At 40.9% G+C, this 20,628-nt stretch carries 17 protein-coding genes; all 17 read right to left on the bottom strand.

Annotation, left to right across the window (positions count from 1 at the left end; translation table 11 throughout):
• Nucleotides 1-2: 2 nt before the first annotated feature.
• Entirely contained in the window at nt 3-3,707 is a 3,705-nt protein-coding gene (locus QVH07_RS16200) for a sensor histidine kinase (protein ID WP_290002475.1), read from the bottom strand.
• Nucleotides 3,708-3,762: 55 nt separating this feature from the next.
• On the bottom strand, nt 3,763-4,014 hold the full coding sequence (locus tag QVH07_RS16195) for a hypothetical protein (RefSeq protein WP_290002474.1): 252 nt from the start codon (nt 4,012-4,014) through the stop codon (nt 3,763-3,765).
• Nucleotides 4,015-4,038: 24 nt separating this feature from the next.
• Complete coding sequence (locus QVH07_RS16190; RefSeq protein ID WP_290002471.1) at nt 4,039-4,593, bottom strand: DUF420 domain-containing protein; 555 nt, start codon at nt 4,591-4,593, stop codon at nt 4,039-4,041.
• Complete coding sequence (locus tag QVH07_RS16185; protein ID WP_290002468.1) at nt 4,580-5,248, bottom strand: SCO family protein; 669 nt, start codon at nt 5,246-5,248, stop codon at nt 4,580-4,582. The genes QVH07_RS16190 and QVH07_RS16185 overlap by 14 nt, the downstream gene beginning before the upstream one ends.
• A 68-nt stretch (nt 5,249-5,316) precedes the next feature.
• On the bottom strand, nt 5,317-5,646 hold the full coding sequence (locus QVH07_RS16180) for a cytochrome C oxidase subunit IV family protein (protein WP_290002466.1): 330 nt from the start codon (nt 5,644-5,646) through the stop codon (nt 5,317-5,319).
• Between the two features lie 18 nt (nt 5,647-5,664).
• Nucleotides 5,665-6,441, bottom strand: coding sequence for a cytochrome c oxidase subunit 3 (locus QVH07_RS16175; protein ID WP_290002463.1), 777 nt, complete (start codon nt 6,439-6,441; stop codon nt 5,665-5,667).
• Between the two features lie 22 nt (nt 6,442-6,463).
• A complete protein-coding gene (locus tag QVH07_RS16170) occupies nt 6,464-7,045 on the bottom strand; it encodes a cytochrome c oxidase subunit 3 (protein ID WP_290002461.1) in 582 nt (193 codons plus the stop codon).
• Entirely contained in the window at nt 7,045-7,944 is a 900-nt protein-coding gene (cyoE, locus tag QVH07_RS16165; RefSeq protein ID WP_435367068.1) for a heme o synthase, read from the bottom strand. The genes QVH07_RS16170 and cyoE overlap by 1 nt, the downstream gene beginning before the upstream one ends.
• A gap of 16 nt (nt 7,945-7,960) precedes the next feature.
• A complete protein-coding gene (locus QVH07_RS16160) occupies nt 7,961-9,031 on the bottom strand; it encodes a COX15/CtaA family protein (RefSeq protein WP_290002455.1) in 1,071 nt (356 codons plus the stop codon).
• The gene (locus tag QVH07_RS16155; RefSeq protein ID WP_290002453.1) at nt 9,015-10,898 is read right to left on the bottom strand and encodes a cytochrome c oxidase subunit I; all 1,884 of its coding nucleotides are present in this window, start codon (nt 10,896-10,898) and stop codon (nt 9,015-9,017) included. Before QVH07_RS16155 ends, QVH07_RS16160 begins: the two co-directional genes overlap by 17 nt.
• 17 nt (nt 10,899-10,915) lie before the next feature.
• A complete protein-coding gene (locus tag QVH07_RS16150) occupies nt 10,916-11,947 on the bottom strand; it encodes a cytochrome c oxidase subunit II (protein WP_290002450.1) in 1,032 nt (343 codons plus the stop codon).
• Nucleotides 11,948-11,965: 18 nt separating this feature from the next.
• Complete coding sequence (locus tag QVH07_RS16145; protein ID WP_290002447.1) at nt 11,966-13,261, bottom strand: quinol:cytochrome C oxidoreductase; 1,296 nt, start codon at nt 13,259-13,261, stop codon at nt 11,966-11,968.
• 2 nt (nt 13,262-13,263) lie between these two features.
• Nucleotides 13,264-13,950 (bottom strand): c-type cytochrome, encoded by a 687-nt coding sequence (locus QVH07_RS16140; RefSeq protein WP_290002445.1) that lies wholly within the window; start codon nt 13,948-13,950, stop codon nt 13,264-13,266.
• 10 nt (nt 13,951-13,960) lie between these two features.
• On the bottom strand, nt 13,961-14,494 hold the full coding sequence (locus QVH07_RS16135; protein WP_290002442.1) for a DUF3341 domain-containing protein: 534 nt from the start codon (nt 14,492-14,494) through the stop codon (nt 13,961-13,963).
• 2 nt (nt 14,495-14,496) lie between these two features.
• On the bottom strand, nt 14,497-15,861 hold the full coding sequence (gene nrfD, locus QVH07_RS16130) for an NrfD/PsrC family molybdoenzyme membrane anchor subunit (protein ID WP_290002441.1): 1,365 nt from the start codon (nt 15,859-15,861) through the stop codon (nt 14,497-14,499).
• 17 nt (nt 15,862-15,878) lie between these two features.
• The gene (locus QVH07_RS16125) at nt 15,879-18,971 is read right to left on the bottom strand and encodes a TAT-variant-translocated molybdopterin oxidoreductase (RefSeq protein WP_290002437.1); all 3,093 of its coding nucleotides are present in this window, start codon (nt 18,969-18,971) and stop codon (nt 15,879-15,881) included.
• Between the two features lie 37 nt (nt 18,972-19,008).
• Nucleotides 19,009-20,274 carry a c-type cytochrome gene (locus QVH07_RS16120; RefSeq protein WP_290002434.1) on the bottom strand — a complete coding sequence of 422 codons (1,266 nt, stop codon included), beginning with the start codon at nt 20,272-20,274 and terminating at the stop codon, nt 19,009-19,011.
• Between the last annotated feature and the right edge of the window lie 354 nt (nt 20,275-20,628).

Raw genomic sequence — 20,628 nt, 5'->3', positions numbered from 1 at the left:
GCCTATTGAACTATGGGGAAGGTGAGGTAAAATGTGGTTCCCTTTTCCGTTTCAGTTTCAAACCAAATTTTACCACCAGCCGTTTCAACCCCACTTTTTGCGATAGCAAGACCAAGCCCCGATCCCTGAGTTTTTGTACTGAAATTTGGTATAAAGATCTTTTCCCTAAGTTCAGGAGGGATTCCTTTTCCATTATCGCTTATCTCTAAAAAGACAGCAGAATCACTGAGCCAGAGCCAAACTTTGATTACAGGAACAATACCTTCTTCTACTGATTGAATTCCATTGATGATTAGGTTAGTGATCACACGCCCAAAGAGTTTATCATCACCCATGATCGGAATGTCATCTGTGTAAGAGTCATCCTTGAATCGAAGATCTACCCGATCATCATTGGAGTAAAGTTCGAGAACTTTTGTCACCACGGTCTTGAAATTCATCAACTCATTTTTCGGCAGCGGCATCTTGGCAAAAGTGGAAAACGAGGAGGCTATTCCACTTAGGGCATCCACCTGATGAATAAGGGTATTCAGGGATTTTTTCAGACGCTCTTTTTCGTCTTCCTGTCCCTGCCAATCCAACCTCATCAAATGTTGAAGAGTAAGTTTCATAGGGGTAAGAGGATTTTTAATCTCATGGGCCACCTGTTTTGCCATTTCCTTCCAAGCGGATTCTTTCTCGGTGGATGCGAGCACTTTCTTACTTTGCTCAAGCTTAAAAAGCATGTTGTTGTACTCATTTACCAGCATTCCTATTTCATCCCGAGCGTTCCAAATCATCGGCTCATTGTTCTCCAGGTTTGTGGTTTTGAGCTTTTGTGTCAGCAGCTTGAAAGGGAAAGTAAGATTCTTTGATACAAAGTATGAAATGATCAAAAACGCGATAAAAATCACAACAAACGCATTGAAAATATTACTCAGTACATCGGCAACAAGCTTATTTAATTCAGCCTCAGATTCGAAAAACGGCACTGCCAGAATGCCCATAAGTTCCTGCCTTGGCCCTGTTAATATTGGAAGGTAAACAGACTTATACTTCAGGTTTCCGAGGCTTTCATCTGTAAGAAATTGGTTGAGGTTATTTTCACGGATGGCAGCGATTGCAGCCGGATTTATGAACCTGGAGAGAATCCTTTTTTCAAAGATATTGGGTCGGTTTGTCGAGAATAGTTCACCCTCGGAACTATATAAATTTAATTCACTTCCCGTGGTATTGGCCAGGTAAGTCAGTTCTTCATCAATTGAATTTTGAGTAGAACCTTCCATCCCCAAACTAGAAATGGTACTGGTCAAATTCCCTCTTATCAATTCTGCTTTTTGCAAGTATTGCCTGTCAAGATCCTCTCGGTAGCTATTTGCCAAAAGTCCCAGAGTGATGATACTAATAATCAAAATGGGAAAGAAGAAGGCAAAATTGAGGTACAATTGAAGCTTAGTGGAATAGTTAAACACAAAGTTTTTATACCCCTTGATCAATGAATTAATCAGGATCGAGATAAAAGTAAGGGATACAAAAATCACAAAATAAAGAGATATGTTCCCTGCAAACTCTGCTGGGGAAATGGACGGTGAGGAAATAACAATAAGACGGGCACCATCCTTTATCCCCAGATGATGAAATCTTCCCTCAGCTACTCCCTCATTTACCAAATTTGGATTATCCAAAACGGGTAGGAATCGGTCACTAGAATAATTAAAATTTCCAACACTTGAAACCAACTCCTTCTCCACAAATATTCCATAGTTGTATTGTGTAGGATCCAGCTTTTCGGTGAAATTTTCATCCAGCAGGAGCTTTGGGTAGACACTGGATGGCTGGATATTCATTTTCTGTAGTTCTAAAACTATCGTACCTACAGCATTTCCATCCTTTGTGACCGGAACAAAAGATATAAATTGATTTCCTTCTATAGGTGAATCTCCCCTGATAAAAAATAAGCCTCTTACATCAGTCGCATAGTCACTTTTTACTACACGGTTTCTTACCCCACTGAGAGAGCCAGTGGAAGCCGGCCCCAAAATTTTCCTTCCCGAGGATGAATAAATGGAAATGACTACCTCGAATTGATCAAAATAATTATCCAGATAAATCTTCCTGATCTTAGTTTCAATGGGCTCTTTTGCCAGAAGTGGGTCCGCAAGGCGGTTCTGGATAAACAGATCGCCTTTAATCCTCTGCATCACCTCATCAAGAAAATACTCTGTGATCACATCGTTCTCGATCAGATTTTGGTCTGTAAACCTAACTTTTGACTCAAGGAGCTGATCTTGCTTTGTATTTCTAGTACTTAATCCAGAAACTACGGCAGCTATGATAGCTGCAAAAAAGAACGTATAAAAAGTATCAAGCCCAAGTTTGAATACATTCTTGTAAAGCTGATATCGAAATACTAGTGTGAAGAAAATCAGGTGCACGGCCCAGGCCAATGAGGCCCAAAACTGAAAATATAAAAGGACTCCCAGAACCGGAAAACCCATTATCCCCACCCATTTAGCGAATTGTATCCAATCTCGGCTCATGGAGGCCAGCAGGCTACAGAGTGCTATGGTGATCAAAACGTACAACGCACCCCAAAGAAATAAAATGAGATAGCTTATGAACTGAAACCAGTCCATAGCTGGGAAATTTTGGATGTCAAGGGCCCATTGAGAATTTAAAAGAATATCTGCAGGGATATCCCAGAGCAAATACAAGAAGGTTGAGCTGATTGCCAAACAGATTAGAAGAATGACTATTTGTTCATTCTTAGAGGTAAACATCCTCATTCGCTCATGCATATCATGAGTGGTGATTTTTAGCAGGATCAATGAAAAAATCAATGCAAAACAGATTGAATTAATCCATAAGTCTCCCAAACTGGGATTTAGCCACGAGGAAGCGTAATAAATCGGATCAAAGAGTTCGATTCTAAAAAAAGCCTCTGGAAAATCCAGTAAAAGCATGATAAATCGAAATACGAAAATAGTCAGAAAGCTGTATGATATGGCCCTCCATTGCTTTCCACTTCTCCAGACCTTGGCTATAAAATCGTAGCTCAAAATGGTATAGAGCAGAAGAACAGAAAAGAAAAATAATAGTACTGGCGTATTAGAGAAGCGACCTGCAGGCTGATACCCAAACAAAAAATCAACACTAAAGATAGGATCACCCTTGCCATTGTTTATGGTGAAACTTCCTTCTTCAGGGTCTCCAAAAAGCTCAAATTCTTCATTTCCAAAAATTTCTGGATTAGCACCTGTGATCAAATAATCATTACGCACACTTCCAGGGTAAATCAATCGTACGGCATGAATAAGCCAATATTGCTTTTCATTTCTAGTGATCTGGCGGGACCTGAGAAGAAATGTACCGAAAGGGTCTTCCGCAAGCTGATAAGGTTCAGTTTTGTCCAAAAGCTCAAAGTCCAGACTAAAAGAGAAATCGGACCAGAAAAGGACCTCATTTTCATCATTTAGCAAAAAGTATGGATACTCTGAATTGATTCTGGTGATGGTCTCAAAAGTAACCGAATCCTCAGGCCTCGCACTCATCAAAATATTGATGAAATCCTGATCCAGCTGGGCATCAATCACCGATATCTTTTTTTGTAAATCTTCGTAAGCTACAGTCTCTTCATTTTTTGGAAAAAAGAAGAAATACAGAATCAGTAAAAGGAGAATAGAGAGTACGCTTGCCAGAAAAATCCAGCGCCGGGATACTTGCGTCATTTAGGTTAAAAATAAAAAAAGCAAAGTCATGATTCAAACTTTGCTTTCGATAAGATTACCGTAAAGATAACCTTGCTTTTTTACGCTTTGCTGAGCGATACCAAAAGAATCCTATGATCATAGCCATCAAATAAGGCATGATAAAGAGATATAGAATCCCATTATTCAGCCCCGCTCCTATCGTGGTTTCTCCATTGCTTACATTATTTTCCACCGACGCTCTACACATTGCACACTGTGCATTGGCATTGAACTGAATAGCCAATGAAATAATTAATCCAAAAACAATTGCCACAAACCTTTTCATCTTATCCTCCTCTTTTATTTTTTCTTAATTCACGTAATATGGGCTGATCATTAAATACACTACCACCCCAGTTACCGTCACATACAGCCAAATCGGATATGCAAATTTAACAACTTTTCTATGCTTTTCTCTTTGGTCAGTCAGACCATAATAATATGCGAAAAGAATAGGAAACAATGCAACTGCCGCGAGTATGATATGGGTAATTAAAAGAAAGTAATAAACTGGACGAATCCAGCCCTCACCTCCAAAGGAAGTGCTTTCTGCCATTCCGTGGTACAAAACATAGGACACCAAGAATATAGCCCCTAGACCGAAAGCAGTACTCATCGCTGCTTTGTGCTTTGAAATTTCTTTCTTCTTAATAAAAATCAAACCTGTGATCAGAGCTACCGTCGCTGCTGAATTTATCACCGCATTCAGATGTGGAAGAAAGTATACCCATGGGGCTCCTTCACCAAATTTGGTCGGCATAAATAGCAGCACTGCTACGACCACGGGGATTAAAATTGATAATCCAATAATCCATGGCTTAACCTTTGCCTCATCGGCTAACACTCCCATTTTATTCTGCTCCATGTAAAAGCACTTTAGTCTCTAACATTAATAAGTCAACATCCTCTCTGTTTGTTCCGGAATAATACCCTCTAATTCGGCCTAATTCATCCACCAGGATAAACTTGTCACTGTGAATAAAATCATCTGGAACTCCCATCCCATCTATGGTGGGTAAAACGAAGCCACATCTGGCTAATTCATATGTCTGGACTTTATCTCCGGAAAGAAAATCCCATTTACCAGCTTCCGCACCGTGATCATCTGCATATTCCTTCAGGATTTCAGGTGTGTCATAAGTGGGGTCGATGCTAATGGAGAGGATCTGAACTTTTTCCTCCTCACGAAACATATCATTCACTCTTTCCATTTCTTTTGACATCACAGGACAAATACTTGGACAGGAAGTGAAGAAGAAATCCACAATAGTGATTTTGCCTTCCATATCTGCTGAACCCGTTGGGTTACCTTCCTGATTCACAAATGTGAACTCAGGAATATAGTGTTGAGTAGTATCAGAATTAGGACACTCTTGAAAGGGGTTTTCTACCCCCTTTTCAAAGTATACCGGCAAGTCATACTCATTCGTACCAAAGCTTTTTAAGAAGGTGAATATGAGCACAGGGATGAGCAATATGCACACGAGAACCAATCCCTGAAGTAATCTTAATCCTTTCATATTGTTGTAACAAAAAATAAGGTTGGAAGTATTCCCCCAACCTTACTTTTTTTGGATTTTTTATAATTCTACCAACGCATGTTGAAGATATCTGTCCCTTCTTTTGCGAGAGCAATAAGTAACCAGATAAGGAAGATCAAAGGGACAATGATGGAATAGAACAAGGGCTTCACCTCATCTCCCAGGTGCATAAACTCCATCATGATATATTTGGCCTTCCAGATAGTAAGTGCTATAAACAGAGCATATAGTAGAATTCCTCTATCCATGGTGAAAGCCATGATAAATTCCGCAATTGTCAAGGCAAGAAGTATCCCGGCAGTTTTCCAGATCTTTTTGATCTTCTCATCATTTCTGGGAGTAACTTCTAATGTTGATTTATTTTGTTGAATTTCCATTTTCTTGAAATTTTAGGCTTAAATAAGATAGAATAATGTAAATACAAATACCCATACTAGGTCTACAAAGTGCCAATACAATCCAATCTTCTCAACCATTTCGTAATGACCTCTTCTATCATAAACTCCAACAGCTGCTTGATAAAAGCAGAGAAAAAGAAGGACTACGCCGATCGTTACGTGGAATCCGTGGAAACCTGTAATGAAGAAGAAAAGCTGGGCAAAAGTGGCTGGACCATACTCGTTGACCACCAGATTAGCCCCAAAGACTGTTTCAGTTACTTCTTGATTTAGGCCATTAATATAAGTTAAAACCGACCCTGCATCTGTACCATGGATGAAGTGATTCCATTCCCAAGCTTGACAGCCAAGGAAGGTCGCTCCCCCTACAATAGTCCAAAGCATCCATTTTACCACATCATTTCGATCATTTCTATGACCAGCTTCCACAGCTAGTACCATAGTCACTGAACTCGAAATCAAGATGAAGGTCATGATCCCTACAAAGACTAGTGGAGCATGAACCCCATGTAAAAAGGGAACTGCTTCAAAGACCAATTCTGGAATTGGCCAATATTGATTTGAGCCAACAAAAGAATCAGCAGGACCAGCATAAGCGGGATAAGTAACCCTTGTGGCCAAATAAGTAATAAGGAAAGCAGCAAAGGTGAAAATATCAGAAAGCAGGAAAAACCACATCATGAGTTTTCCATAGCTCGCTTTCAGGGGTTCGTTTCCACCACCCCAAACTCCTCTTTTGGAGCTAACACCTATAGCGGTTGATTGCGCAGACATATGAGTTTAATTAGTACTGAGATTAATGATTCAATAATAAAAACATGAACAAATATAACCAAAGTCCTCCAAGGAAGTGCCAATATGTGGTGGCCATTTCCATGGTATTCATAGATTGAGAATGGACTTTATATCTGAACGTTGAAATTAATACAATAATAAGGAAGATCACACCACTTATCAGGTGCATTGCATGCAAACCTGTAAAAACATATAGGAATGATCCTGCAGGGTTTCCTACAAAGAAAACCTCTCTATCCACCAAGGCTACCCAACTATACCACTGTCCCACCAAAAAGGCGATTCCGAAAAGCACCGACAAAGAAATAGCTATCCTAAGAGACTTTAGATTATCTTTCTTGGCCGAATAGTATCCCCATTGAAGGAAAAAACTACTTACTATTACCAGCCCGGAAGTAAAATAGAATATTTCGGGAAGATCATATTCTAGCCAATTTCCCTCCGACTGACGAACAATATAGGCACTAGTCAATGCAGCAAAAACCATTACCACCGTTACCATAAACAACCAAAGAGCAAACTTCTTTGGATGCATGGAGATCGGTTGCTCCACCATATCGACATATTTCAATTCTCTTTCCATCAGGATGGGATTTTGTCAATTAAGTAGGCAATCTGAACTATTGGTAGATAGAGGAATGATCCAAACATGATCCTTAATGCAGACTTCCTAGAACCATCCCGCATTAATGAGAAGGTTTGGGCAAGGAAAAGAACTCCACATACTGTAGCCACTATTCCCGAATTTAATCCGGTTAGTCCGAAATAAGTAGGCAAAAGACCTAACGGCAATAGAAACAAGGTGTAAATCATAATTTGAAATGCCGTATTCAAATCTTTCTTCCCACCACTAGGCAAAAGTTTGAATCCAGCTCTCTGATAATCTTCATCACTCACCCATGCTATAGCCCAGAAATGAGGAAATTGCCAAATAAATTGGATACCGAAAATAATCAGAGCCTCATAAGAAATAGATCCGGTAGCTGCAGTCCATCCAAGTAAAGGTGGCATTGCCCCCGGAATTGCTCCCACAAACACAGCAATAGGTCCGACTCTCTTCAATGGGGTGTACACGAAAATGTACAATACCATGCTCAGGATGCCTAAGAGGGTGGTGAGAGGGTTTGTAAAAATCCATAAGATTCCTATCCCCAAAAACCCTAATAAGCTGGTGAATAAATAAGCTTCTGAAAGGGAGATAATTTTTAGTGGTAAAGGTCGATTTTGGGTTCGCTTCATTAACTTATCCAAATCTCGCTCAAGGATTTCATTTGCTGCTCCAGAAGCACCAGTTATTAGAAACCCCCCAAGTGCTAAACCAAGAAAGTGCGGCCAAGAAAAAGCCACAGCAGTATCGCCTAGGATAAATCCAAATACAGCTGAGAAAGTAACCAAAGCCGACAGACGGAATTTGATTAAATCCATATAGGCTCTCGCCCTTACCTTTACAAATTCAATGGCCGAATTTCCGGCTACATCCATTGTTTTCATTAGTTCTCTACTTAAGACTGAATTGCTTCGTATCCCTTAATTGAAGATAAAGCAAAACCTGAACTCCAGTAATCATACACCCAATCACAAGGTGAAAGGGCTGAAGAAAAGCAGGAATACCAAAGTATGCCATACCCATACCTGTTGCTATTTCTACTATTATAAATGCCATCAAAACCTGAGACCAGAAATTAATCTGGGAGTTCCTCAATGTGTATTTAAAGGCCATGATAAAGTACACCAGATGTACTCCAAATATGCTCAATGAGAAAGATCTGTGCACAAGAAATATCCTTCCAGATTTTTCAACCCAGGTATCTCTAAGCATATAACCAAGACTTGTCGCCACAGAATCAATCTGCTCTCTAACCTGCGTACCCAATACGATCTGAATCAGCATAAGAATAATTCCAAGAATCAAAAGCCATTCGACTTTTCGGGGAACATCCATTTTCACAGACTCTCTTCCCATTCGGCGGTTAGCCAAATGGAAAATCCAAATCAATAAGCCTGCAAGAAGCAAAGCCAAAATCATGTGGAAGGTAATCATCCAAGGAATCAAATTAGTGGACACAACCAAGGATCCGATCCAACCTTGGAAAAGAACCAAAATTAGGGAGGCTATTGCTCCGATTGTGATTCTTTTATCCACTTTCCACATCGGAAAAGATTTCCAAACGGTCAGAATTATCAGTAGACCAATAACCACTCCAATCAATCGATTCACATATTCAATCCACGTTTTTGTAGCATTGAATTCCTCTTCGACAAGGATCGATTTGTCATTAGCGATTTGGTCTGCCGTATCAGACAAGCCTAAACTTTTCAAAGTAGCTACAAACCGTTCGTTTTTAGCCAGTCTTTTCTCCAAATAAATTTCCTGATAGTTGTCGGGGAGTTGATCCACATTAGTCGGAGGAACCACCTGTCCAAAGCATTTTGGCCAATCTGGACACCCCATACCTGACCCCGTACTTCTAACGAGCCCGCCGACCCATATCAGGAAAAAGACAGCAATCACCGTGTAAAGACTAACACGGCGAAAGCTGATCAATTTTTTATTAAGATTCTGATTCATTTGGTACCAGGACCTCATCCTCGTCCTTCATGATCTCAAGCTCAATTTTCACTTGCTCTTGCTCATGCGGTAAATTGGATTCAGGTGTCTCAGACAATGGAACAGTCTGAGGAATAAAATCCTCTTCAGCACCTGGCTTAGAATAATCATAAGGCCATCTGTAAACTGCTGGAATTTCTCCTGGCCAGTTACCGTGCCCTGGATGAAGCGGTGTGGTCCATTCAAGGGTGTTGGATCTCCATGGATTCAAGCTGGCCTTTCTTCCTCTATACATGCTATAAAAGAAGTTAAACAAGAAGATAAACTGAGCACCGAATGTGATGATCGCTGCAACCGATACAAACATATTTAGATCTGTATACATATCGGAAAAAGCAAAGTTTGTCCACGAGTAATATCTCCTTGGGAAACCTGCAATACCAATGTAATGCATCGGGAAGAACACCATATAAACTCCAACGAAGGTTGCCCAGAAGTGAACATAGCCAAGTCTTGCGTCCATCATTCTTCCAAACATCTTAGGGAACCAGTGATATACCCCAGCCATCAGACCAAAGAATGAAGCTGAACCCATTACGAGGTGGAAGTGAGCTACTACGAAGTAAGTATCATGTAATTGAATATCAATCGCAGAATTACCCAGGAAAATACCTGTTAATCCACCAGAGATGAAGAAAGAGACCAAACCTATAGAGAATAGCATTCCTGGGGTAAATACAAGGTTACCCCTCCAAAGTGTAGTCAGATAGTTAAACACCTTTACAGCCGATGGAACAGCAATGATCAGTGTTAAGAACATAAATATGGAGCCAAGGAATGGGTTCATTCCTGACACGAACATATGGTGAGCCCATACGATAAATGACAAGATGGTAATCCCTAGCATGGAAATAATCATTGCCTTGTATCCGAAAATTGGTTTCCTGGAATTAGTGGCAATGATTTCTGAAGTTATACCTAAAGCTGGAAGAAGAACAATATATACCTCAGGGTGCCCCAAGAACCAGAACAAGTGCTGGTACAATACCGGGCTACCACCTGTATTTGGCAAAGCCTCTCCACCAATATAAATGTCAGACAAGTAGAAAGATGTACCGAAACTTCTATCAAAAACTAGTAGCAAAGCCGCAGCGAATAGTACTGGGAATGAAAGAAGCCCAATAACGGCAGTAAGAAAGAATGCCCAAATTGTTAACGGAAGTCTCGAGAAGGACATCCCTTTCGTCCTTAGATTAATTACTGTAGTGATGTAATTGATACCTCCCAAAAGAGATGAAGCAATAAAGAATGTCATTGCAATCAACCATAGGGTCATACCAAGTCCGGATCCTGGGATCGCTTGCTCAAGAGCTGATAAAGGTGGATAAACAACCCAACCTCCCCCAGCTGGTCCTGTTGGAATGAACAAGGAAATGAACATGATTACACTGGACAGGAAGAAGAACCAGTAAGAAAGCATGTTCATAAAACCAGAAGCCATATCCCTTGCTCCAATTTGAAGAGGAATAAGGAAATTAGAGAACGTTCCACTTAATCCTGCCGTCAATACAAAAAATACCATAATGGTACCATGCATAGTTACAAGAGCCAAGTAAAATGTGGGATCTAATTTTCCAGTCTCATCAATCCAACCTCCTAAAAGTGGCCTTAGCCACTCAAGATCCATCTCAGGAAAACCTAATTGTAATCTAAAAAGGATGGAAAGGAAACCTCCAATCACAGCCCAAAAGATTCCGGTAACCAAAAACTGCTTACCGATCATCTTGTGATCTGTGGAGAAAATATACTTTGTTACAAAATTATCATGATGCTCATGCTCGTGAGAGTCGTGAGACGTATCATGATTAGCTATTGATGCTGTTGCCATAATCTAGCTTTTGTTAATTACTGTTCGCTTAATTGAATTTCCGCTACTTCCTTCAATTCTGCTGGCAGATTCTCAGCCAAAGCTGGATTCTGCTGAATGAAAGACTTTTGCTCTGCAAGCCATGCCTGGTACTCAGCTGGCTCTACTACCTCTATAACCTTCTTCATTGAGAAGTGTCCCCTACCGCAAATCTCTGTACAAGCGATTTCAAATTCAAATTCTGGATCACCTAACTCAGCTCTCATTTCAGCTGTAGTTTTTGTTGGCACAAACCAAAATCTCGTAGGCATTCCAGGAACAGCATCCATTTTCAATCTCATATGAGGTGCGAAAACAGAATGCAATACGTCCCTTGCTCTAATTTTAAAGAGAACAGGCTCGCCTTTAGGTATTACCACAACTGGAGATGGGAAATCATCAATAGAATTAAGATCCGTGAAATCAACTCCATGGGAATTGATGGCACTTGTCAATCTGTAATCGTAATCTCCTAATACATTATCAGCACCCGGATATCGAACCTCCCAAGCAAACTGATAACCCATAATCTCAACGACGTGAGCATTTTCTGGAGCCGGAGCAGTGATATCAGACCAAGCCATCCATCCAGTGAATACCAAAATGGCCAAAACTACCCCAGGAACTGTTGTCCAAATAATTTCAAGTTTATTGTTGTCAGGATAGAAACTAGCTTTCCTTTTTTCGCTGTACTGATACTTATATGGAAACCAGAAAAGCAAAACGTGGGTAATCAAAAAGATTACACCTGTCACAGCCATGGTTACCCAGAAAAGATTATCAGTAACTGCTCCATGTTCAGAAGCTATAGGAAGCTGATAGTTATCAAATTCCTTGATGGAATACCAAAACATAAGTACCCCTGCTCCTATCATAAATAGGACGAACAACAATGCATTAACCTTATTACTGCTTGAAGCGATCTTTTTATCAGACCCTTTCACCACAGAAACCAAGGTTTGGATTCTGTAAACCATCCAAATAATGGATAGTAATAATAGAATCCCTACTCCGATAAGAAATCCGTACATATCTTTCTTTTAACTTATTTAAATATGATGATGATAGCTCTCCTCGAGCATCGGGTGATTCTTGGGAATCAAATTTCCTTTGGACAACCCACTTAACACAACTAACGTCACTACTGAACCATACAATAGGAACATACCAACCTCTATCAATCCTACGCCTCCATTATGACCTAGCGTTCCTGGTTGAACCATCAAGAAGAAGTCTACCCAGTGTCCGGCTATGATAAGAGAACATACTAGCTTCAAGAAAACTCCATGTCTTTTTGAATCTCTTGTCATCAAAACAAGGAATGGAAGAACAAAGTTTACTAGAATATTTACAAATATAAACGGTCCATACACGTCACTAGACAGTCTCTCAAGGAAGTACACAGACTCCTCTGGAATATTAGCATAATAGATCAACAAGAACTGGGAGAACCATAGGTAAGTCCAGAAAATAGTAAATCCAAAAACAAATTTTCCAAGATCGTGTACGTGGTTCTCATTTACCATTTCAAGGTAACCAAGACCTTTAAGGAAAATGGTCAACAAAGTCATAGCCGAAAGTCCAGCTACGAACCAGCTTGAGAACACATACCATCCAAATAAGGTAGAAAACCAGTGTGTATCAATTGACATTACCCAGTCCCAAGCAGCTATGGAAGAAGAAACGGCAAAGAATATAATGAAGAACGCCGACCAACTTCTGATTTTGAACCACTGTGAATTATCTGTAATTCCATCTTCTGCATAACTCATGGACTTAAGTTTGTTAAAGAAGAAAACCCAGAATCCAAAGAATATTACCATCCGGGCGATGTAAAAAACAGGGAAAGTTCCCTTTTCCATCGGCCAATAGAAAAATGCTCCTTTACCATCTATAATGGAATCATATTCTGGAGAGCTTTTGTCAAATAGGTAACTATGCGTCCAGTGGAACAAGTCATGATTGGCAACAAAGAAAGTTACGATGGTCAAGATAGCGGCATATGGAAGCCAATTTCCTAAGGAAAGCATTACCCTTATAATAGGTGCGGACCACCCTGCCTGGGCTGCATATTGTATCGCGAAGAAAAAGACACCAATTATGGCTATTCCGGCGAAATAAATATTGTTGATCCAAAGGTTAGCAAATACTCTTTCATACCAATGAAAAGCATGGCCTCCAGCTTCACCAGCAGCTTCCTCATGGCCTCCACCCATCATCGCCATTACTATCCCTATTCCAAGAAGGACAGCACCAATGACCAAAACTGTCATGATCGGCTTCTTGAGAGCCGGCGTAAACTCAAATTTTTGATCTAAGTTATAATTCTGTACGTCGTGAGCCATGATTAATTAGCTGGGGTTTCTGATTCAGTTACTTCGGCAGTGGTTTCTGCTGTTTGAGCACCCACACCACCTTGAATTTCTTGTTTCACATAGTGAACAATTTTCCATCTGCTTTCTTGAGGAATCTGAGAACCATGAGCTCCCATTCTTCCTTTACCTTTGGTAATCACATGAAAAATATGACCTTCAGGAAGTCCGACATAGGCACCTCCTGTAAGATTAGCTACACCTCCGATGACCATCCCAGCTTTTCCATCCCCTTCTCCATTGGCACCGTGGCAGGCGTTACAATATTGTTCATAAAGCGCTTCACCGTCCTTAAGCACCTCATCTGTGAGCTCAACTGGGTTTCTGGTTAGTGCTGCTTCTTCTAATTCATCCATTTCCAGTCTATATGGAAGATAACCTTGTTTGTTTCTCGGAACAGTATTAGCCACAGGCTTACGCATATTCATGCCGTGAGGGTTATGGACATTACTATTGAAAAACTCCCCTTTACCGTCTTCTCTGGTTGACAACCAGGTTCCCTGACTCTCATCAGTGATCTGGGTAAGACCTTCGTAAGGTACAGAGTGATACATCTGAGGTGCATACTCCAACCCCTGATTATCCCCTTCTGCTTTACATCCGTAAATTAGAACAGCAGCCAGGACTGGGATTAAAATTTTTGAATTTATAGCAAATTTCATTTTACCTGTATTACTCATCAAAACTCTTATCATTCACTTCAGAAGCTCCGGATGACCGAAGTACTTCACGAATTTTATCTTGCTCCATGGAGCTGTTATTGGCAATATCGATAGCCATAATGTGCTTATCATCTGTGCTTCGCAAATCAAAGATTCTTGGCTTTGCCCAAGGCTTCAAATTAGAAGTCACCATGAATACACCCACCATCCCGAAAGATGCAAGTAGAACAGTCATTTCAAAGGTCACCGGAATGAAATCTGGGAAAGCCGCATAGTCTTTTCCACCAATGATCATAGGCCAGTCAAACTTCATCATATAGAACTGCATGGTCAATGCAAGTGAAGTTCCTAACAAACCAAAAAGAAACGCTGCAATAGGAAGCCGACTTCTCTTATAGCCAAGTTCCTCATCCAATCCATGAACAGGGTATGGAGAATAAACCTCATGGATTTTTACTCCACTGGATCTCACATCCTTTACAGCATGTAGGAGTACGTCTTCGTCATCGTAAACTCCAAGAATAAAATGCTTATCTCTTTCCATAATTATTTGGCTACTTTTTCAGATGAAGACTTCAATACTGATTTTACCTCGGCCATATTGATCACTGGGAAAAACTTCGCAAAAAGGAAGAATAAAGTAAAGAACAAACCGAAAGTGAAAAGATATACTCCTATATCAGCCCAGGTCGGGTAGAACATAGCCCAAGATGATGGAAGGTAATCTCTGTGTAATGAGGTAACGATAATTACAAATCTCTCAAACCACATACCTATGTTTACAACCAATGACAAAATGAATGTCGCAATGATAGAAGTTCTAATCTTTTTAATCCAGAAGAGTTGTGGCGAGATCACATTACAGGTCATCATGGACCAGTAAGCCCACCAATATGGACCTGTCGCTCTATTTATAAAAGCATATTGCTCAGCCTCTACTCCAGAGTACCATGCGATAAAGAATTCGGTGATGTAGGCTATACCAACTATGGAACCGGTGATGATGATTACAATATTCATCAGTTCAATGTGTCCCATGGTAATGTAATCCTCAAGTTTGAATACTTTTCTCGTGATAATCATCAGGGTAAGTACCATGGCAAAGCCTGAGAAAATCGCCCCTGCTACGAAATATGGAGGGAAGATGGTGGTGTGCCATCCTGGAATCACAGAAGTTGCAAAGTCAAAGGATACAATGGTGTGTACAGAAAGAACCAAAGGAGTTGCCAAACCGGCAAGAATCAAAGAAACTGATTCATATCTCATCCAGGATTTCGCAGCTCCATCCCACCCGAAGGATAGAGCACCATAAATAGTTTTTCTTAAACCAGTAGCTCTGTCCCGGATAGTAGCAAAATCAGGTATCAACCCAATGTACCAGAAAACCAGTGAAACAGAGAAATAAGTAGAAATCGCAAAAACGTCCCAAAGAAGTGGTGAGTTAAAATTCACCCAAAGTGATCCGAACGTATTTGGCAGAGGCAAAGCCCAATATGCTCCAAGCCAAGGACGACCCATGTGGATAACGGGAAACATCGCCGCACAAATCACAGCGAAAATGGTCATGGCTTCTGCTGCTCGGTTGATAGATGTTCTCCACTTTTGTCTAAAAAGCAGAAGGACAGCGGAAATCAGCGTACCTGCGTGACCAATACCAACCCACCATACGAAATTGGTAATGTCCCAGGCCCAGCCAATGGTCTTATTCAGACCCCACATTCCTATCCCTTCCCAAAGGGTGGCAGCAAGAGCAATAAAACCCAGAGCAAGAACACCAGCTGAGGTAAGAAAGGCAAGGAACCAAGCAATACTTGGCTTACCCTCTACCTGCCGTGACACATCATGAGTCACGTCATGGTAGGTTTTCCCACCGGTAACTAACGGTTCTCTAACGGATGAAGTAACCTGCATAGTCTATAAAATTATTATTAGGCTTCGTTTTTGTCTTTGTTTCTGATCTTAGTGAAGTACCAAACATTTGGACTCACATTGATTTCTTCAAGTACGTGATACGCTCTTTCTTCATTAACTTCCTTCTGAGCTGAAGTAGTGTTTTCCTGAATCTTGAGCGTCTTAGATACACGGCTATTCGGATCATTCATGTCTCCAAATACCAAAGCATCAGTAGGACAAGCTGTTGCACATGCAACATTGATCTCGCCATCCTTCACTTTTCTCTTTTCTCTCTTTGCAGTCAGTTTTCCTTCCTGAATTCTCTGTACACACATGGAGCATTTTTCCATTACCCCTCTCACACGTACAGTTACATCAGGATTGAGGACCATCTTACCAAGGTCATCATTCTGAGCTACGTTCACTCCGGCAAAGTCCTTGTTATCATGGTACTTGAACCAGTTGAATCGTCTTACTTTATAAGGACAGTTGTTTGCACAATATCTAGTACCAATACATCTGTTGTAAGTCATTTGGTTTAGACCCTCGGTAGAGTGCGTAGTTGCAGCTACCGGACATACTGTCTCGCAAGGTGCATTATTACACTGCTGACACATCATTGGTTGGAATGTAACTTCCGGATTTTCAGAAGCTTGTTCCATTCCCTCTAAATCATCAGCCGGAGCATCTGAAGAATAGTATCGGTCGATTCGAATCCATGCCATTTCCCTTCGGTTTAGCACTTCTTCTTTTCCAACTACCGCCACATTATTCTCCACTTGGCAGGCCACAGTACATGCACCACAACCGATACATGAATTCATGTCTATAGCCAAGCCCCAGTGGTGCTGACTATATTGGTGTCCTTTCCAAAGAGATATCTTAGATGGCTTAATAAACTCACCATCCTTATAGATTTCTGGTTCATATCTTCCAGCCTTAGGATTTTCCTTATATTCTCCTAAAGTGGCTTCCTGGATCACGTTTTCACGACCCATGAAGGTATGGTGAGTTTGAGTTCTAGCGATTCTATAAGAATCTGCTGTCACTGCAACTTGGACATCACCAGTAATATCAAAATTGGTGAAACCTTGAGAAGCATCAGCAAAAGCGTAGGCATTCACCCCGACACCGTTTGCCACTCTTCCCGCTTTAGTTCTACCATATCCAACAGCAAGTCCAAATGTACCGTCTGCCTGACCCGGTTGAACCATTACAGGAACTGTAAGGCTTTTCCCATTCGCAGAGATGGTAGCTTTAACTGTCGCACCCTCTACCATTTTGACGCCATTTTCAGACGCCCATTTCTGAGATACAGTCAGATAATTATCCCAGGTAGCTTTTGTGATTGGATCAGGCATTTCCTGAAGCCAAGGGTTGTTTGCAAAAGCACCATTACCAATACCCACTTTTGCATAAAGCGCAAGCTCAGCCCCGGTATTATTGGCAGAATAAGATCTACCTATAGCCGCTGCGGCACTTGCAATGTCACCCATTGGTTGAACTGCAGGACTTTCACCTGAGTCTATAGCAAGAACACCATTATATAAGGAGCGATCCCAGAATTCCTGGAAAGTATCGCTTGTTTCAACTTGTGGATAGATTTCAGTTTGCCAAGCTGCTTGCATGAAATCATAGTAAGAATCAGATACACCTGCCCATGTCAAGAAAGAGTCTTGGGCCTGTCGAGTGTCAAACAATGGCGAAATCGTAGGCTGAGCCAATGAGTAATGTCCAGCTTTTGGCTGATAATCATTCCAGGATTCCAACGCATGGTGATCAGGAGCATTCATCTTAACAAGAGAAGCAGTTTCATCAGCAACACCATTGGTAGCGATTGTAGCTTTAGCCTTAGCTATACCTGCAGCAAGTTCTTCTCCTCTAGCATGATCGTAAACCGGATTGCAGTTATAGAAAATCACTCCACCTACTCTACCTGCATTCAGGTCTGTAATGAACTGATTCATTTTTGAATCATCTCCTCTTCTGAAGTGCAAAGGATTTGAAAAATCTACTGTAGTTCCCTGGCTTCCAAGAAGTTCATTAATTGCATTTACCACAACCTGAACATTTGGATCATTTGATCCTGAAACAACCAAAGCTGCTCCTTTTGCTGCCCAAAGATCATTTGCAGCTTTTTCAAGATGTGCAATTTCCACTGCTGGAGCAGAAACCGTCTGAGCTCCGGCCTTTCTGGCAAGAGCATTGTATAGAGCAAGAACCGCCAAACCACTCTGAGATGGTCTGATTGGAGTTCTATAATCCGCATTAGCACCAGTAAGAGAAAGATTGGACTCAAACTGGTAGTGTCTTGACATCTCTGGCTTTTCCTTCGTAATCTTTCTGGTCTTAGCATACTGACCAGCAAATTCGATAGGAGAAATCCAGGTACCTAAGAAATCGGCTCCGAAAGAAACGATAGTCTTGGCATTGTCAAAATGATAAGAAGGAATCATGGCCTGCCCGTAAGTCATTTCGGCAGCCTTACTTATTCCGTAATTCGATAGAGGATCGTACTGTATCACCTCTGCACCACCGAATGCTTCGGAAAGTGCTCCCAATGCTTTTTCGGTAGATGGTGAAAGGATGGTATTGGAAACTATCTTCACTGTTCCGGCTGAAGCCAAAGCTGATTTAGCCTGAGAATCCAAAGTAGACCAGTCAGTTTTTGCTCCATCGATCATTGGACCAGTAAGCCTAGCTTTGTCATACAAAGAAAGAACTGAACCCTCAACGATAGCGTTTACCTTTCCTTTATTAATTGGAGAAAGTGTGTTTCCGTCGATTTTGATCGGTCTACCTTCTCTAGTCTTCACCACCACAGATGCATAATCTCCGCCAGAGGCAAAGGTCGATGCATAGTAATTAGGAATGGATGGATTTATGTCGACAGGCTTGTTGACGTAAGGAATAGCTTTTCGGATTGGAGCCTCACAAGCCGCAAGAGAAGCGGCTGCAAGGGAAAATCCCATCATTTTCAAAAAGTCTCTTCGTGAAGAGCCTCCTTCGCTGTCCTGACCACCAATAGATGGTAACTCAACAAACTCTTTATCTGCATTCTTTACAAACTCAGGATCGTTGCTTAGTTCTTCAAGCCCTTTCCAGTAAGTTTTTTTCGTATCCTTCATTTTATTTATAGAAATGAAATTGCTGAATGATTCTTAATTAATAGTGGCACTTAGCACACTCAAGTCCTCCGATATCCTTAACCTTCAAGGCATCCTTTGAGTCAGAGTGTAGTTGAACCAACTTGTCATAATATTCATTGCCTGAAGCGGCAATCTCTGTTTGTCTGTGGCAATCAATACACCAACCCATAGTTAGGGAGCTATGCTGCCCCACGACTTCCATCTCCTGGATTTCACCGTGACAAGTTTGACATTCTATACCCCCTACTTTAACGTGCTGAGAGTGATTAAAATAGGCCAAATCTGGAAGGTTGTGAACTCTCACCCATTCGATAGGCTGATCATTTTCCACTGCCGCATAGATTTTAGCAATCTCAGGCGACATTCCATCTTGTCCTCCTACATTTTGTATGTGTGTGTGACAGTTCATACAAATATTTGCTGATGGGATGTTGGCTGATTTGCCTATCTCTACACCAGTATGACAATATTGACAAGCAATTTCATATTCTCCTGCGTGTAGCGCATGGGAGAATGCAATCGGCTGCTTGGGAGCATATCCTTGCTGAACACCCACAGTATACAGTCCATCGATAGCTGTTTTTGCTACAAGAGCAACCACCAATGCAGTCACAATAATCACAAAACCGTCGCTTCTGAGAACTTTGCCAAGATCAAATTTTTGGGTAACAAACTCCTTGTCATCCTCTTCGAGATTCTGCTTGTTCAAGTACTTGGTCAATACCGAAGTGATCAGACCTAAGACTACAAGAATCAAAAGCAAAATAACCACCAGAACAACCAAAATAATGGTAAGGAATTCGCTCGGAATACCTCCTGAGCCACCTCCGGCCCCATCACCTCCAGCTGCCGCAGCTGCTGCCTCAGCAGCAGGATCCACCTTGTCACCGTATTCGATGTAAGACAGAAGATTATTTAAATCATCATCTGACAGGAAAGTATGAGGAGGCATCACAATGTTATTGTATTCAGCATACAATTCATTTGCATACTCATCACCTGTGGCAATCACGGCCTGAGAATTAAGAATGAACGATTTAGCCCATTCAATGGATTGTCTGTCAGTAATTCCTCTTAAAGCCGGACCCGTATATTTCTGGTCAAGCTTGTGACACTGTTTACAGTTAGCATTGAAAACGGTTTTACCGGCAGCAATTGCTTCTTCACTCTCCACAACAGCAGGGTCTGCCGCTATAACCTGCGTTCCTACGAATAAGAAAAACAGCATTACAAAGGCTTGCAGACTCGTCCGAATTCCAATTAGCGCTCGTTTGGATAACATATATTAAGCTAATTAAATAGTTTATTTGGTACTTTCTAACCCCTGCAAAGGTACTACCCGCGGGTTTATTTTCAAACATGGATGAAATAAGAAGAATGTTTCAAATTCGTACATCTGAGATGATTATAGATATTTGATAAACAGAGACTTATATTCAATTTTAAAAACTCTTTTTTATTTAGAATGTTTATAAATAATGGAAAAATATTGCGTGATACTACACCCTATTAAATGCTTATGATTTTCATAAATTTTACTTTGAAATTAATGTCTGATGACATTGTAGGCAAAGGCATTTTTTTTGATATCTCTGTTTGCTCAGGAAGAGATATTAACTAGATTTGCACTCCATTA

It is taken from the genome of Algoriphagus sediminis, from assembly GCF_030403435.1.
In the GTDB taxonomy this organism is placed as follows: Bacteria; Bacteroidota; Bacteroidia; order Cytophagales; family Cyclobacteriaceae; genus Algoriphagus; species Algoriphagus sediminis.
Note: the sequence above shows the minus strand (reverse complement) of the source record. Positions and strands in the feature narration are given on the sequence as shown.